The organism is Streptomyces sp. NPDC017520 (genome assembly GCF_044329855.1).
Taxonomy (GTDB): domain Bacteria; phylum Actinomycetota; class Actinomycetes; order Streptomycetales; family Streptomycetaceae; genus Streptomyces.
In genome coordinates, this window is sequence record NZ_JBIRKB010000008.1 from 214114 (window position 1) to 228803 (window position 14690).

Sequence of the window (14690 nt, forward strand, 5' to 3'; positions counted from 1 at the left end):
CCGCACCCACGCGGAAGCCCGCCGCCCCACGGGGGACGGCGGGCTTCCCGGCGTACGAGGAAGGGGGGCGGCTAGCCGTAGACGGGACCGGTGTACTTCTCGCCGGGGCCGTGGCCGGGCTCGTCCGGCACCAGCGACGCCTCGCGGAAGGCGAGCTGGAGGGACTTCAGGCCGTCGCGCAGCGGGGAGGCATGGAAGGTGCTGATCTCCGTGGCGCTCGCGTCCAGCAGTCCGGCCAGCGCCTGGACCAGCTTGCGGGCCTCGTCGAGGTCCTTGTGCTCCTCGCCCTCCTCGGTGAGGCCGAGCTTCACGGCGGCTGCGCTCATCAGGTTGACGGCGACCGTCACGATCACCTCGACCGCGGGGACCTCCGCGATGTCGCGGGCCATGTCGTCGAAGCCGGGGTTCTCACTGCTGGGGGTCGCGTCACTCATGCCCACACGATAAGGCCAGGCCACCGCCCTCCCGCGCACGGGCAGCCCTCCCGCTCGGCTGCTGCACGTGCCATGGATATGAGGTAGTGTTGTGCAACGACCGGCCGGACATCTATATGCCCGGCCCACAAGTGGAGGCTCCGATCTCCCACCTGGCTGTCCTCACCGGACGGCGGGTCACCGGTCAGACGGTCCCCATCGTTCCGTACGGACGATGGAACCGTCCGATGCGCCCCGCGGTTGACCGCGGCGGTGCTCCGGTTGTTCCTGGAGCCTCGCCTGTGTCCCGTCCGGGGCTTTTTTGCGCTCCCGGCTCGGTTGGTCTTGACGTTATAAGACGTTACGCGGCTGTCCGCCAGGCGGTCGCGTGGTGCTACCGAGGAGGATCCATCAGCGCCGAGCCCCGCATCAACGACCGGATTCGCGTTCCCGAGGTCCGACTTGTCGGTCCCAGTGGCGAGCAGGTCGGGATCGTTCCGCTTGCCAAGGCCCTGGAACTCGCACAGGAGTACGACCTCGACCTGGTCGAGGTGGCGGCGACAGCCCGTCCGCCCGTGTGCAAGCTCATGGACTACGGGAAGTTCAAGTACGAGTCGGCCATGAAGGCCCGTGAGGCGCGCAAGAACCAGGCGCACACGGTCATCAAGGAGATGAAGCTCCGGCCGAAGATCGACCCGCACGACTATGACACCAAGAAGGGTCACGTCGTCCGGTTCCTCAAGCAGGGCGACAAGGTCAAGATCACGATCATGTTCCGTGGTCGTGAGCAGTCCCGCCCCGAGCTGGGCTTCCGACTGCTCCAGCGTCTCGCTTCGGACGTGGAGGACCTGGGCTTCATCGAGTCCAACCCGAAGCAGGACGGCCGGAACATGATCATGGTTCTGGGCCCGCACAAGAAGAAGACCGAAGCCATGGCCGAGGCCCGTGAGGCCCAGGCCGCCCGCAAGGCGGAGCGTCAGGGCACGACCGACGCACCGTCGGAGGACAAGACCGCCGAGGCTCCGGCCGAAGCGGTCGAGGCTCCGGCCGAGACACCTTCCGAGGCGTGACCTCAGGGGCTGCCATCCAGGCAGCCCCGGGTCCCCCCGGAATCCCATAGAGATCTGACGCCCCTGCAGTCCGGTGCCCCGCACCGTGAGGGGCGCCACTGACGAGGAGAGAACGGCGCGATGCCGAAGAACAAGACGCACAGCGGTGCCAGCAAGCGCTTCAAGATCACCGGCTCCGGCAAGGTGCTCCGCGAGAGGGCCGGCAAGCGCCACCTGCTCGAGCACAAGTCGTCCAAGAAGACCCGCTCGCTGACCGGCACGGTCGTCGTGGCTCCGGCCGACGCCAAGAAGATCAAGAAGCTTCTCGGCAAGTGAGGCCCGGCCTCCGGCTCGCCCCGGAGGCACGACCTCGATCACACCGGGACCAATTCGTTTCCGGGCCGTGTGAAGACACCCACGGCCCCGCTACAAGGAGTTAACAAGTGGCACGCGTCAAGCGGGCAGTCAACGCCCACAAGAAGCGCCGGGCAATCCTCGAGGCCGCCAGCGGCTACCGCGGTCAGCGCTCGCGCCTGTACCGCAAGGCCAAGGAGCAGGTCACCCACTCCCTGGTCTACAACTACAACGACCGCAAGAAGCGCAAGGGCGACTTCCGTCAGCTGTGGATCCAGCGCATCAACGCCGCTGCCCGCCAGAACGGCATGACGTACAACCGCCTCATCCAGGGTCTGAAGGCCGCCAACATCGAGGTGGACCGCAAGATCCTGGCCGAGCTCGCGGTCAACGACGCCAATGCGTTCGCCTCCCTCGTCGAGGTCGCTCAGAAGGCCCTCCCGAGCGACGTCAACGCCCCGAAGGCCGCCTGATCCAGGCCCCCTTCCAGGTAGCGCACCGGACCCGCAGGCGTACGCCGCCTGCGGGTCCGGTGCGTTGGACCCGCCGACGGCACACGTCCGCCGACGACACCCGCACACCGCCACAGCCGTTCGCAGAGAGGCTCGCCGCCGACCATGGGCACCCCCGAACTGATCTCCCCGCGTTCCCCCCGAGTCGCCGCCGCCCGCCGGCTGGCCCGCCGCAACTTCCGCGGCAAGGAGCGCAGGTTCATCGCCGAGGGACCCCAGGCCGTGCGCGAGGCCGCCGCCCACCGGGGCGGTGACGGCGAGCCGACGCTCATCGAGCTGTTCGCCACGCCCGAGGCCGCCGACCGGTACGCCGACATCGTCGAGGCCGCCCACACCGCGGGCGCCCGGGTGCACCTGGCCGACGACGACGTCCTCGCCGACGTCTCGCAGACCGTCACCCCGCAGGGCCTCATCGGCGTCTGCCGCTTCCTGGACACCCCGTTCCAGGAGATCCTCGCCGCGAAGCCCACCCTGGTGGCCGTCCTGGCCAACGTGCGGGACCCCGGGAACGCCGGGACGGTACTGCGCTGCGCGGACGCGGCCGGCGCGGACGCGGTGATCCTGACCGACGCCTCGGTCGACCTCTACAACCCCAAGTCCGTACGGGCCTCGGTCGGTTCGCTCTACCACCTGCCCGTCGCCGTCGGCGTCCCCGTCGAACAGGCCGTGCAGGGCCTCCGGGACGCCGGAGTGCGCATCCTCGCCGCCGACGGGGCCGGCGCCGACGATCTGGACGACGAGCTGGACGCGGGCACCATGGGGACCCCCACCGCCTGGGTCTTCGGCAACGAGGCCTGGGGGCTCCCCGAGGAGACCCGCGCGCTCGCCGACGCCGTCGTCCGCGTCCCCATCCACGGCAAGGCGGAGAGCCTCAACCTCGCCACCGCCGCCGCCGTCTGCCTGTACGCCTCCGCCCGCGCGCAGCGTCCCCGGCGTACCCCCGACGCGTGAACGCAGCGCCGCCCCGACGGCCCGTCAGCACACGATCCCAGCCATTCCCGCGCCCCTCCCACCGGCGCACTCCTCTCCGCGCCCCCACAGGGTGTCGCCGGTTCGCCACCGCCTAGTAGGGTGACGAACTCGGGGGCCCACTGCACCGGTTCGAGAGGTGGGGATACGGGAAGATGGCTGTCGGCATGAGCTCGCCGCGACCGGCGCACACCACCGCGGCACGCGCTGCGGAAGAGGAGCCGGACGGATCGGCGGCCGGTCCGGACGGCCTCGGCGCCGGCCTCGGCCAGGAAGCCCCCGACATCGACCCGGACGACCTTCCCGACGGTCTCGTCGTCGCCGACGAGAGCGGGCGCGTCGTCTGCTTCAACGCCGCCGCCGCCCGCATCACCGCCACCCCCCGCGCAGCCGCCATCGGACGCCCCCTGGACGTCGCCCTCCCGCTGGAGGACCTCAAGGGGAAGCGCTGGTGGGAGCTGACCGACCCGTACGGCGGTCTCACCACGCGCAAGGCCCAGCCCGAGCGCAACCTGCTGCTGCCCGGCGGCCGTGAGGTGCTGGTCTCCGCCCGTTACGTACGCGAGCACCCGCTCGGCCCGGTGCGACGGGTCGTGGTCTCGCTGCGGGGCACCGAGGCCCGCCGGCGTACCGAACGCAGCCACGCCGAGCTGATCGCCACCGTCGCCCACGAACTGCGCTCCCCGCTGACCTCCGTCAAGGGGTTCACCGCGACGCTGCTCGCCAAGTGGGAACGCTTCACCGACGACCAGAAGCGGCTGATGCTGGAGACCGTCGACGCGGACGCCGGCCGGGTCACCCGGCTCATCGCCGAACTGCTCGACATCTCCCGCATCGACTCCGGCCGGCTGGAGCTGCGCCGCCAGCCCGTCGACGTCTCCGCCGCCGTGGCACGGCACATCCAGGCGCTCATCACGGGGGGCCAGGCCGCCGAGCGCTTCCTCGTCCGCACCCGGGGGCCGCTGCCCGCTCTGTGGGCCGACCCGGACAAGGTCGACCAGGTCCTGGGCAACCTCCTGGAAAACGCGGTGCGCCACGGCGAGGGAACCGTCACCATTGAGATCGCCCCGGCACCCGCGCCGGGCGCCGATGACGAGATGGGAACGGCTGTCACCGTGAGCGACGAAGGCCCCGGCATCCCCGAGGAGTCGATGGGCCGCGTCTTCACCCGCTTCTGGCGGGGGAGTAAACGCGGTGGCACGGGGCTGGGCCTCTACATCGTCAAGGGCATCGTCGAGGCGCACGGCGGCACCATCACCGTCGACCGGGGGCCCGGCGGCGGAGCCCGATTCCGATTTATTCTGCCCGTGAGCATGCCCGCCTACCTGGTGTGAGCAGCCCGCGGGCGCCCCGACCGTCCTGCGGCCTTTAGACTCGACCTTTGGCACCTTTGCGTCCTCCAGTCGTCGAGCGGGGTCGCGCCATCAGCCAATCGGAAGCACGGGAAGAGATGTCGGCACCGAACAAGTCGTACGACCCAGTCGAGGTCGAGGCACTGAAACCGGAAGAGATCGAGCGCCTGCGGGACGAGGCGTTCGCCGCCTTCGCCGCCGCCGGCGACCTCGACGCGCTCGCCCAGGCGAAGACCGCGCACACCGGAGGCACCTCGCCGCTGTCCCTCGCCAACCGCGAGATCGGCGCCCTGCCCCCGCAGGCCAAGGCCGAGGCGGGCAAGCGCGTGGGCCAGGCCCGCGGAGCCGTCTCCAAGGCGCTCGCCGCCCGCCAGGCGGAGCTGGAGGCCGAGCGGGACGCCCGGGTGCTCGTCGAGGAGGCCGTGGACGTCACGCTGCCCTACGACCGCGTCCCGGCCGGCGCCCGCCACCCCCTGACGACCATCATGGAGCGCGTCGCGGACGTCTTCGTGGCCATGGGCTACGAGATCGCCGAGGGCCCCGAGGTCGAGGCGGAGTGGTTCAACTTCGACGCCCTGAACTTCGTGCCCGACCACCCGGCCCGCCAGATGCAGGACACCTTCTTCGTCCAGGGCACCACGCCCGACGGGAAGGCGACCGAGGGCGACCAGTCCGGCGTCGTGCTGCGTACGCACACCTCCCCGGTCCAGGCCCGCTCGCTGCTGGAGCGCAAGCCCCCCGTCTACGTGGTCTGCCCCGGCCGGGTCTACCGCACCGACGAGCTCGACGCCACGCACACCCCGGTCTTCCACCAGATCGAGCTGCTCGCCGTCGACGAGGGCCTCACCATGGCCGACCTCAAGGGCACCCTCGACCACATGGTCCAGGCGCTCTTCGGGCCGGACATGAAGACCCGGCTGCGGCCGAACTTCTTCCCGTTCACCGAGCCGTCCGCCGAGATGGACATGGTCTGCTACGTCTGCCGCGGCGAGTCCGTCGGCAACCCGGACCGACCCTGCCGCACCTGCGGCAGCGAGGGCTGGATCGAGCTCGGCGGCTGCGGCATGGTCAACCCCAAGGTGCTCACCGCCTGCGGCGTCGACCCCCAGAAGTACAGCGGATTCGCCTTCGGGTTCGGCATCGAACGGATGCTGATGTTCCGCCACAACGTCGAAGACATGCGAGACATGGTCGAGGGTGACGTCCGGTTCACCCGGCCGTTCGGGATGGAGATCTGATGCGCGTCCCGCTTTCCTGGCTGCGGGAGTACGTCGACCTGCCGGCGACGGAGACCGGCCGTGACGTACAGGCCAAGCTCGTCTCCGTCGGCCTCGAGGTCGAGACCGTCGAGCAGATCGGCGCGGGCCTCAAGGGCCCCCTGGTCGTCGGCAAGGTCCTGACCATCGAGGAGCTGGAGGGCTTCAAGAAGCCCATCCGCTTCTGCACCGTCGACGTCGGCACCGCCAACGGCACCGGCGAACCGCAGGAGATCGTCTGCGGCGCCCGCAACTTCTCGGTCGGCGACAAGGTCGTCGTGGTCCTCCCGGGCGCGGTCCTGCCCGGCGACTTCGCGATCGCCGCCCGCAAGACGTACGGCAAGACCTCGCACGGCATGATCTGCTCCACCGACGAGCTCGGCATGGGCGACGACGGCACGCACGGCATCATCGTGCTGCCCCCGGAGCACGAGGTCGGCACCGACGCGATCGAGCTGCTCCAGCTCGTCGACGAGGTCCTCGACATCGCCGTCACCCCGGACCGCGGCTACTGCCTCTCGATGCGCGGTGTCGCCCGTGAGACCGCCATCGCGTACGGGCTGCCGCTGCGCGACCCGGCGCTGCTGGACGTGCCCGCGCCGAACGCGTACGGCTACCCGGTCAAGATCACCGACCCCATCGGCTGCGACCGCTTCACCGCGCGCACCGTCACCGGTCTCCAGCCCGAGGCCCGCTCCCCGATCTGGATGCGCCGCCGCCTCCAGAAGGCCGGGATGCGGCCCATCTCGCTGGCCGTCGACATCACCAACTACGTGATGCTGGAGCTCGGCCAGCCGCTGCACGCCTACGACCGCACCCGGGTCGAGGGGCCGATCGGTGTGCGCCGAGCCGCGCAGGGCGAGAAGCTCACCACGCTGGACGGCACCGTGCGCGTGCTGGACGCCGAGGACCTCGTCATCACCGACGACCGCGGGCCCATCGGCCTCGCGGGCGTCATGGGCGGGGCCAACACCGAGATCGCCGACGCGGACGGCGAGCACGCCCTCACCACCGAGGTCGTCATCGAGGCCGCGCACTTCGACGCGATCTCGATCGCCCGCACCGCGCGCCGCCACAAGCTGTCCTCCGAGGCGTCCAAGCGCTTCGAGCGCGGCGTCGACCCGCAGGCCGCCGCCGCTGCCGCGCAGCGCACGGTGGATCTGCTGGTCCTCCTCGCGGGCGGCACCGCCGAGGCCGGGGTCACCGAGATCACCGCCCCGTCCGCGCCGCGCACCATCGCGATGCCCGCCGACCACCCGGACCGGGTCGCCGGTATGGATTACGGCCGCGAGACCGTCGTCCGCCGGCTCCAGCAGGTCGGCTGCGACGTCTACGGGCAGGACGAGCTGATCGTCACCGTCCCGTCCTGGCGGCCCGACCTGAACGAGCCGAACGACCTGGCCGAAGAGGTCATCCGTCTCGAGGGCTACGAGAACCTGCCCTCCACGCTGCCCACGCCCCCCTCCGGACGTGGTCTCACCGACCGCCAGCGGCTGCACCGCCGCATCGGCCGGGCGTTGGCCGGAGCCGGTTACGTCGAGGCGCTGAGCTACCCGTTCATCGGCGACGCGGTCCTGGACCAGCTCGGCCTGGAGGCGGACGACGCCCGCCGCCGCACGGTCAAGCTCGTCAACCCGCTCTCCGACGAGGAGCCGGCGCTGCGCACCACGCTGCTGCCGGGCCTCCTCGGCGCCCTGCGCCGCAACGACGGTCGCGGCAGCCACGACCTGGCGCTCTTCGAGACGGGTCTGGTCTTCAGGCCGACCGGCGAGGAGACGCAGGCGGTCCGGCTGCCCGTCGACCGCCGGCCCACCGACGAGGAGATCGCCGGTCTCGACGCGGCCCTGCCGCGTCAGCCGCGCCGCGCCGCCGTCGTCCTCGCGGGCGCCCGCGAGCAGTCCGGCTGGTGGGGCAAGGGCACCCCGGCGACCTGGGCGGACGCCGTCGAGGCCGCTCGCTCGATCGCCGCGGAGGCCGGTGTGGAGGTCATCGTCCGCGCCGACCAGCACGCCCCCTGGCACCCAGGCCGCTGTGCCGCGCTGTACGTCACCGTGAACGGCGAGGAGACCCTCTTCGGACACGCGGGCGAACTGCACCCGCGCGTCATCAAGGCGCTCCACCTGCCCGAGCGGACCTGCGCCGCCGAGGTCGAGCTCGACGTCCTGGAGCAGGCCGTCGACGGAGCGCTCCAGGCGCCCCGGATCTCCACCTTCCCGGTGGCGACCCAGGACGTCGCGCTCGTCGTCGCCGGGGACGTACCGGCCGCCGACGTGGAGCGGGCCCTGCGCGAGGGCGCGGGTGAACTCCTCGAATCGCTGCGGCTGTTCGACGTCTTCACCGGTGAGCAGATCGGCGGGGGCAACAAGTCCCTGGCGTACGCGCTGCGCTTCCGCGCCGCCGACCGCACCCTGACCGTCGAGGAGGCGTCCGCCGCCCGCGACAGCGCGGTGGCCCTGGCCGCCGAGCGCACGGGCGCGGTGCTGCGCGGCGCGTAGCCCGCCGCAGCGTTGAGAAGGGGCGTATCCGGCCACCGGATACGCCCCTTCTCCATCCCGCCGAGCGACGGGGACCACACGCCGGAGCCGGAACCGGAACCGGGAGGAACGCGGTGCCGATGTCCGTTCCGCAGCCACCCTCCTTCGTCGTCGGTCAGTGGGCCGTGCGGTCCGGGCGCCGTCCGCGCTGCCTCGGAGTGTCGGGCAGGTCAGCAGCGCGGACGGCGCGGGTGCGGGTCGTAGGCCGTTACGAGGGGGAGCCGACGACCCGGCCGCCTCTTGCGAGGGAGCCCATTCAACCGAGGCCCGGGACCCGCGCGGCAGAGCGCACAGCAGGAGGGTTCGGGCATTCCGTTCACACCCCGTGTGAATCGTGCTCCACTAGGCTCATTGCGACACGCACCTGGGGGGACGATGGAGCCCAATGTCCTGCTCGAAGCCCTGATCGAGGAGGCCGGTGTGTCCCGTGCGGGCCTCGCCGGTCACGTCAACCGGGCGGGCCTGACCCGTGGGCTGAGCCTGCGGTACGAACACACGGCGGTCTCCCGCTGGCTCAAGGGCCAGCGCCCGCGGGGGCAGGTGCCCGACCTGATCTGCGAGGTACTGGCCGGCCGGCTGGGGCGGCCCGTCGGGCTCGACGACGTCGGGATGGGCGCCTTCGCCGGGACGGGGGCGGACACCGGCGCCGAGGGCGCCTCCCTCTCCGGGTTCGTCGAGCGGGCCACCGCCCTGTGGCGCTCCGACGAACAGCGGCGCCCGCATCTGGCCACCGTGCCCGCCGTCACCGGCACGCCGGCGGTGATGCCGGTCTGGGAGTGGGAGAACCCCCCGGAGGACACCGACGTCTCGCGGCCGGGACCGGGCCGGGTCAGCGCGGCCGACATAGCGATGCTCAAGTCGGCCCGCGACCACTACGAGCAGATGTACCGCAAGACGGGCGGCCTCGCGACCAGGTCCCGGATCGTCCGCTTCCTCAACGCGGAGGCCGCGCCGCTGCTGCGCGGCGGCTACAGCGACGCCCTGGGCCGGAGCCTGCACCGGGCGACGGCGGGGCTCGTGGCGGTGGCGGGCATCTGCGCCTACGACTCCGACGCCCACGGACTCGCCCAGCGTTACTTCCACCAGGCGCTGCGGCTCGCCAAATCCAGCGGGGACCGGGGGCTGGGCGGCTATGTGATCGCGCTGCTGGTCACCCAGTCGCTGTTCCTCGGCGACTACCGCCGCTCCATCGCCTTCGCCGAGGCCGCGCTGCGGGCCGCCGGCGATCACATCACCCCCGCCCTCGCCGCCGATCTGCACGCCATGCAGGCCAAGGCGTACGCCCGGCTGGGCGACGCGGCGAGCGCCCGGGCCTGCATCGGGCGGGCCGAGGCGCAGGCGGGCCGGATCCACACCGGCCGGGAGCCGGACGAGACCGGGTACGTCCAGCCGGGCCTGGTCGACGTCCAGGTGGCGGAGGCGCTGCTCGGTCTCGGGGACCTGCCCGCCGCCCGGGAGCACGCGGCCTCCGCCGTGCGCGCCCCGGCGCACGACCGGGGGCGCGTGCACCGTCTCGCGATGTTGAGTCATATCGAGCTGCTTCAGGGCGAGGCCGACCGCGCGGCCGGTACAGCTGCCGAAATGGCGATGAGGGCCCGGGGAATGGAGTCCCAGCGGCTGCGCGACCGGCTGCGGCAGGTCCGGAGCGAACTGGCGGCGAGCGGCTGCTCCGACGCGGTGGGGACCACCGACCTCATCGACGAGGCGCTCCGCGTGCCTCTGTGAGCTCTGCCGACGCCCCGTCGTGCGCTCCCCGTGACAGCCGAGCCTGCTGACATGTTGACCCCAACATGTCGAAAGGCGGCAGAACCATGCAGTGGGCGAACTTGAACGAACGGAATGTGTATCAGAACCCGTGGTTCCGGGTGAATCTGGCGGACGTCCAGCTCCCCGACGGCAGTCACCTCGACCACTTCGTCATCCGGCTGCGACCCGTCGCGGCCGCCACCGTCGTCAACGAGGCGAACGAGGTGCTGCTGCTCTGGCGGCACCGGTTCATCACCGACAGCTGGGGGTGGGAACTGGCCGCGGGCGTCGTCGAGGACGGCGAGGACATCGCGGTGGCGGCGGCCCGGGAGATGGAGGAGGAGACCGGCTGGCGCCCCGGCGAGCTGCGCCCGCTGCTCACCGTGGAACCGTCGAACGGCCTCACCGACGCCCGCCACCACCTCTTCTGGTCCGACGAGGCGCACTGGACCGGGCATCCCAGGGACGCCTTCGAGTCCTCGCGCCGCGAGTGGATACCGCTCAAGGTGGTCCCGGACATGATCGCCCGGGGCGAGGTGCCCGCCGCGAACATGGCGGCCGCCCTGCTGATGCTGCACCACCTGAGACTGGGCTGACCCGGCCGCGCACGAACGCCCCGCACGCGCGAGGAGCCGGCCCCGGGGGGGGTGACCGGGACCGGCTCGCTTCGGCGCATGGCGCGGGCGGTTCAGGCGTACGGGTAGAAGCCGGCCCGGTCTTTCGGCCGAGGTGGCCCGCGCCGTGGCGCAGCATCCGGCCGCGCTTCTGGCCGTCCCCGTGCTTACGGGCGTCGGCACCGGGATCGCCATGCCGAGCCGGTGCCGAGGCCGACCGTTCTCGTCGACCGGTCGGTGCCGCCCGAAGCGGGGCACGGCGACGTCGGGCGACAGCGCTCTTCGGCAGGGGACGGCCCGGTGCGGCGTGGCGTGCGCCGGCCGGCTTGTCCATGCGGGACGGTCAGGCCCTTCGTTCTGCGACGCTGCTCGTGACGGCCACGTAGATGGTGTTGGTCGAGGTGCCGCCTCGCAGCGGGTTGGGGAACTCCACCACGTGGGCGGCGGCGTGCTGGAAGCCGTTGGCGAGGAGGGAGACGAAGCCGTCGTCCGGCGGGTCGTTGGACCACAGGGCGAAGACGCCTCCGGGGTGGAGGAGGCGCGAGAGGGCGCTCAGGCCCGCCGACCGGTAGAGAGCGGCGTGGCTCGGGTGCAGCACGTGGCGGGGGGAGTGGTCGACGTCCAGCAGGATGGCGTGGAAGAGGCGGCCCTCGGTCTGCGGGTCCAGCCCGTGGCCCGCCGCCACCATGGCGAAGAAGTCGCCGTGCACCAGCCGGCAGCGGTCGTCCGAGTCGAGTGTGGTGCCGAGCGGGACCAGGCCGCGTTGGTGCCAGTCGATGACCTCGCCGAGGGTGTCGACGACGATCAGGGAGCGAACGTTCCGCTCCTCCAGGGCGGCGTGTGCCGTGTACCCGAGGCCGAGGCCGCCGACGGCGACATCGAGGCCGGGGTGGTGCGCGACCGGGGCGAGGCCCAGTCGGGCGAGGGCGATCTCGCCCTCGGTGAAGAGGCTGGACATCAGGAACTCGTCCCCGAGCTTCACCTCGTACACGTCGTCTCCCGACAACGGGTCGCGCCGGCGCCGCAGGCTGATGTCGCCGATCGGTGTCGGCTTCCAGTCGAGTTCCTCGAAGCGGGTGGTCATGGTGGGGGTGCCTCCGGTCGGTGACGCTGTGTCAGGCGTCGATGACGACAGGGATGATCAGGGGCTTGCGCCGGTGGCTGCGGAAGGCCCAGGAGGCGACGGCACGGGCGATGCGCTGTTCGAGCTGGTGGTGGTCTCCGATGCCCTCTTGCGCCGCTGCGGCCAGGGTCTTCTCGATGAGCGGGACGACGGGCTCGAAGGTGGTGTCGTCGTGCTCGAATCCGCGGGCGAGGAAGTCGGGCGCCTCCGCGAGTGCTCCGGTGTCGGCGTCGACGATCGCCACGATGGTGACCACGCCCTCCTCCGCCAGGACGCGGCGGTCCTTCAGGGATGCCTCCGTCGCGCCTCCGACCGTCATGCCGTCGACGTACACGTAGCCGGCCGGGACCTTTCCGGTGATCGAGGCGCGCCCGTCGACGAGGTCGACGACGACGCCGTCCTCGGCGATGATCACACGGTCCGGTGCGACGCCGGTGCGGATGGCGAGGTCGGCGTTGGCCCGCATGTGCTTCCACTCGCCGTGGACGGGCATGACGTGGCGGGGCTTGACGATGTTGTAGCAGTAGACCAGTTCACCCGCGCTGGCGTGGCCGGAGACGTGGACCTTGGCGTTGCCCTTGTGGACGACGTTGGCGCCCCAGCGGGTCAGCCCGTTGATCACCCGGTAGATCGCGTTCTCGTTGCCCGGGATGAGGGAGCTGGCGAGCAGGACGGTGTCGCCCTGCCCGATGCGGATCGAATGATCGCGGTTGGCCATGCGGGAGAGGGCGGCCATCGGCTCGCCCTGGGAGCCCGTGCAGACCAGGGTGATCTTGTGGTCGGGCAGCTTCTCCAACTCCCTGGCGTCGACCACGAGGCCCGGCGGCGTCCTCAGATAGCCCAGTTCGCGGGCGATGCCCATGTTGCGGACCATGGACCGGCCCACGAAGGCGACCTTCCGCCCGTGCTGATGCGCGGCGTCGAGGACTTGCTGGATACGGTGGACGTGGCTGGCGAAGCTGGAGACGATGACCCGGCGCGGGGCGGTCCGCATGACGTGCTCGATGGCGGGGTTCAGCTCTCGCTCGGATGTGGTGAAACCCGGCACCTCGGCGTTGGTGGAGTCGGTGAGGAACAGGTCGACCCCTTCCTCGCCGAGCCGGGCGAAGGCCCGCAGGTCGGTGATGCGGTCGTCCAGCGGGAACTGGTCCATCTTGAAGTCACCGGTGTGCAGGACCATGCCCGCGCCGGTCCGGATCGCGACCGCGAGACCATCCGGGATGGAGTGGTTGACCGCCACGAACTCGCAGCCGAAAGGCCCGAAGTCGCGCTGTTCCCCTTCCTTCACCCGCACCGTCGTGGGCTTGATGTGGTGCTCCTTGAGCTTGGCCTCAAGGAAGGCGAGCGTCAGCTTCGAGCCGATGACCGGGATGTCCCGGCGTTCACGCAGCAGGTAGGGCACGCCGCCGATGTGATCCTCGTGCCCGTGGGTGAGGACCACACCGACGACGTCGTGCAGACGGTCCCGGATCGAGGTGAAGTCGGGCAGGATCACGTCGACGCCGGGCTGGGTCTCCTCGGGGAACAGCACACCGCAGTCGACGATCAGCAGCTTGCCGGCGTACTCGAAGACGGTCATGTTCCGGCCGATCTCTCCGAGACCGCCCAGGGCGACGACCCTCAGCCCTTCTGCGACGAGAGGAGGGGCGGGCTTCAGATCAGGATGTGGATGGCTCATACGCTGACGCTACCGGAGAGTTACGGGGTGATCCATTATCACGGGACTCCGGCACCCTCACGGCCCATGTGAACGGGGGCTCGGTGCCGTCCACGACTCCGTGCGACCGATGTCAGTCACTCGGAACCGGGAATCGAAGCAGAGAGACACGTAAAGCTGCCCTTACGAGAGGGTAGTGTGAGGTGCGGTGCAGACCTCCGCACTCCGCGGGCAGGGGTGCCGCGCGGTCGGCCCGATGGGGGCGGACTCCTATGTCGGCGATGTGGCCGCTGCACTCAAGGCGTGCGCGCGAGACCGCCCGGGCAGGCCGTGCGGAAAGCCGGTGCACCGGCCTCGGCGGATGGCCGGCCATGACCTTCCTCATCGTCATGGATGCCGGTCACCTGCTCGTAGCGGGGCGCCCCGGACAGAGGCTCCGGTCGGGAGGTGGGTCCTGCCCCGAGGGCCGCGCCGTCAGGACTTCTGGGCGTGGAGCCTGCGACGCAGGGTGGCGGCGAAGTCCTCTGCGGCCATGAGCTGAGCGCGTAGCGTCTCGCAGCGCGCGTCGGCCACCTTCCGGTACGAGTCCAGCCGCTCGTGCAGGCGTTCCCGCTCCCCGGCAGTGGACGCGTCGTCGGCTGCGATGCGGTCGACGATCTCCAAGAGGTCCCGCATCTCCTCCAGTGAGAAGTCCAGCGGTTTCATGCGGCGGATCACCATCAGGCGGCCGACGTCCGTCTCGGTGTACAGACGGAAGCCGCCCTTGCTGCGGGCGGAGGGGATGACCAGGCCGACTTCCTCGTAGTGCCGGATCGTGCGGAGCGACAGGCCGGTCCGCTCGGCCACCTCACCGATCTGCATCTGCCGCTCTGTCATCTCCGCGCCTGCCTCCTCGATAAACCGGCTTCTCTTCGAACGTTCGAAGAGAACCAGCATACGTGTCCAGGATCACATGATCCTCAGACGTATTTACCTGCATTTCACAAGCCGCAACTCGCACTCTGCCCTCACGTCAGGGTACGATTTTGCAGTGGGCCGAACCCGCTGGGCAGACCTCGCTGACGTTTGACTCCCGGCCGGGGCCTCACAGGCTTATCGGGCAATGATGCCC

13 protein-coding genes are annotated in these 14690 nt (G+C 71.0%); 9 read left to right on the forward strand and 4 right to left on the reverse strand.

What is annotated here, in order from left to right; all coding sequences use genetic code 11:
- Positions 1–71: 71 nt before the first annotated feature.
- Positions 72–434, reverse strand: a complete 363-nt coding sequence (locus ACH4KB_RS21010) for a DUF1844 domain-containing protein (protein ID WP_018959482.1) — start codon at positions 432–434, stop codon at positions 72–74.
- Positions 435–766: 332 nt separating this feature from the next.
- Between ACH4KB_RS21010 and infC the strand changes: the two genes are divergently transcribed.
- From infC to ACH4KB_RS21055, 9 genes are all read left to right on the forward strand, one after another.
- Positions 767–1483 (forward strand): translation initiation factor IF-3, encoded by a 717-nt coding sequence (infC, locus tag ACH4KB_RS21015; RefSeq protein ID WP_398067579.1) that lies wholly within the window; start codon positions 767–769, stop codon positions 1481–1483.
- Positions 1484–1603: 120 nt separating this feature from the next.
- Positions 1604–1798 carry a 50S ribosomal protein L35 gene (gene rpmI / locus ACH4KB_RS21020; protein WP_003970213.1) on the forward strand — a complete coding sequence of 65 codons (195 nt, stop codon included), beginning with the start codon at positions 1604–1606 and terminating at the stop codon, positions 1796–1798.
- A 107-nt stretch (positions 1799–1905) separates the two neighbouring features.
- Positions 1906–2289 (forward strand): 50S ribosomal protein L20, encoded by a 384-nt coding sequence (rplT, locus tag ACH4KB_RS21025; protein ID WP_398067397.1) that lies wholly within the window; start codon positions 1906–1908, stop codon positions 2287–2289.
- 144 nt (positions 2290–2433) lie between these two features.
- Positions 2434–3279, forward strand: coding sequence for a TrmH family RNA methyltransferase (locus tag ACH4KB_RS21030; protein ID WP_398067398.1), 846 nt, complete (start codon positions 2434–2436; stop codon positions 3277–3279).
- 173 nt (positions 3280–3452) lie between these two features.
- On the forward strand, positions 3453–4631 hold the full coding sequence (locus ACH4KB_RS21035) for an ATP-binding protein (protein ID WP_398067399.1): 1179 nt from the start codon (positions 3453–3455) through the stop codon (positions 4629–4631).
- A gap of 116 nt (positions 4632–4747) precedes the next feature.
- Positions 4748–5887 carry a phenylalanine--tRNA ligase subunit alpha gene (gene pheS / locus ACH4KB_RS21040; RefSeq protein ID WP_398067400.1) on the forward strand — a complete coding sequence of 380 codons (1140 nt, stop codon included), beginning with the start codon at positions 4748–4750 and terminating at the stop codon, positions 5885–5887.
- Positions 5887–8400: a phenylalanine--tRNA ligase subunit beta gene (pheT, locus tag ACH4KB_RS21045; RefSeq protein WP_398067401.1), complete on the forward strand. Its 2514-nt coding sequence runs from the start codon at positions 5887–5889 to the stop codon at positions 8398–8400. The genes pheS and pheT overlap by 1 nt, the downstream gene beginning before the upstream one ends.
- Before the next feature lie 414 nt (positions 8401–8814).
- A complete protein-coding gene (locus ACH4KB_RS21050) occupies positions 8815–10164 on the forward strand; it encodes a transcriptional regulator (RefSeq protein ID WP_398067402.1) in 1350 nt (449 codons plus the stop codon).
- An 86-nt stretch (positions 10165–10250) separates the two neighbouring features.
- On the forward strand, positions 10251–10781 hold the full coding sequence (locus ACH4KB_RS21055; RefSeq protein ID WP_398067403.1) for an NUDIX hydrolase: 531 nt from the start codon (positions 10251–10253) through the stop codon (positions 10779–10781).
- 361 nt (positions 10782–11142) lie between these two features.
- On the opposite strand, the gene ACH4KB_RS21060 is transcribed toward ACH4KB_RS21055, so the two are convergent.
- The 3 genes from ACH4KB_RS21060 to ACH4KB_RS21070 all read right to left on the reverse strand — a co-directional run bounded on the left by ACH4KB_RS21060 (position 11143) and on the right by ACH4KB_RS21070 (position 14455).
- Positions 11143–11883 (reverse strand): spermidine synthase, encoded by a 741-nt coding sequence (locus ACH4KB_RS21060; protein ID WP_398067404.1) that lies wholly within the window; start codon positions 11881–11883, stop codon positions 11143–11145.
- Positions 11884–11914: 31 nt separating this feature from the next.
- Positions 11915–13600 (reverse strand): ribonuclease J, encoded by a 1686-nt coding sequence (locus ACH4KB_RS21065; protein WP_398067406.1) that lies wholly within the window; start codon positions 13598–13600, stop codon positions 11915–11917.
- A gap of 453 nt (positions 13601–14053) precedes the next feature.
- Entirely contained in the window at positions 14054–14455 is a 402-nt protein-coding gene (locus ACH4KB_RS21070; protein WP_398067407.1) for a MerR family transcriptional regulator, read from the reverse strand.
- Between the last annotated feature and the right edge of the window lie 235 nt (positions 14456–14690).

What these genes read in the sequence shown, in the direction of transcription:
- ACH4KB_RS21010 (WP_018959482.1), bottom strand. Translation starts at nt 434, where the DNA reads ATGAGTGACGCGACCCCCAGCAGTGAGAACCCCGGCTTCGACGACATG.
- rpmI (WP_003970213.1), top strand. Translation starts at nt 1,604, where the DNA reads ATGCCGAAGAACAAGACGCACAGCGGTGCCAGCAAGCGCTTCAAGATC.
- ACH4KB_RS21035 (WP_398067399.1), top strand. Translation starts at nt 3,453, where the DNA reads ATGGCTGTCGGCATGAGCTCGCCGCGACCGGCGCACACCACCGCGGCA.
- ACH4KB_RS21055 (WP_398067403.1), top strand. Translation starts at nt 10,251, where the DNA reads ATGCAGTGGGCGAACTTGAACGAACGGAATGTGTATCAGAACCCGTGG.
- ACH4KB_RS21070 (WP_398067407.1), bottom strand. Translation starts at nt 14,455, where the DNA reads ATGACAGAGCGGCAGATGCAGATCGGTGAGGTGGCCGAGCGGACCGGC.
- pheT (WP_398067401.1), top strand. Translation starts at nt 5,887, where the DNA reads ATGCGCGTCCCGCTTTCCTGGCTGCGGGAGTACGTCGACCTGCCGGCG.
- ACH4KB_RS21060 (WP_398067404.1), bottom strand. Translation starts at nt 11,883, where the DNA reads ATGACCACCCGCTTCGAGGAACTCGACTGGAAGCCGACACCGATCGGC.
- ACH4KB_RS21030 (WP_398067398.1), top strand. Translation starts at nt 2,434, where the DNA reads ATGGGCACCCCCGAACTGATCTCCCCGCGTTCCCCCCGAGTCGCCGCC.
- ACH4KB_RS21065 (WP_398067406.1), bottom strand. Translation starts at nt 13,600, where the DNA reads ATGAGCCATCCACATCCTGATCTGAAGCCCGCCCCTCCTCTCGTCGCA.
- pheS (WP_398067400.1), top strand. Translation starts at nt 4,748, where the DNA reads ATGTCGGCACCGAACAAGTCGTACGACCCAGTCGAGGTCGAGGCACTG.
- ACH4KB_RS21050 (WP_398067402.1), top strand. Translation starts at nt 8,815, where the DNA reads ATGGAGCCCAATGTCCTGCTCGAAGCCCTGATCGAGGAGGCCGGTGTG.